Source organism: Streptomyces panaciradicis, from assembly GCF_023516615.1.
Taxonomy (GTDB): domain Bacteria; phylum Actinomycetota; class Actinomycetes; order Streptomycetales; family Streptomycetaceae; genus Streptomyces; species Streptomyces panaciradicis.
In genome coordinates this window covers 1-381 of the sequence record NZ_JAMGBF010000342.1, presented here as the reverse complement: position 1 = coordinate 381, position 381 = coordinate 1, and the positions used below count along the sequence as shown (strand labels likewise).

General features: G+C 82.4%; 1 pseudogene. It reads right to left on the bottom strand.

The window, feature by feature from the left end:
• Nucleotides 1-381, bottom strand: a pseudogene (locus tag M8J74_RS44280) (protein kinase); the annotation flags it as partial.

The window sequence follows — 381 nt, the reverse complement described above, 5'->3', positions numbered from 1 at the left end:
GCCGAAGCCGGGGGCGTGGGGCAGGCCGGCCGGCGGGGCGGTACCGAGGTGGGGCGGGATGCCGGGGCCGGCTCCCCGCGCACCGGCGCCCCGGCCACCGTTGTCCCCGGCAGGCAGTGCGTGGTTCTCGGTGCCGCCGCGGGGGGTCGCGCCGTGCCAGGAGCCGCCGCCCACGCCGTAGGGGTCGGCTATCTGCCCGGGCGGCACGGCGCGGCCGGGCTCGCCCTCACCGGGGGCGTACGGCTGTGCCGTGCCGTTCGGGTGGCCGTGCTCGTCGCCGCCGTGCCGGTACGGCTGTGCCGCCCCGTTGCCCGGTGCGGCCGGGTCGGCGTCGGACGCCGGGCGGGCGCCGGGCAGGGCCGCCCGGCCGTTCTGCGCCTC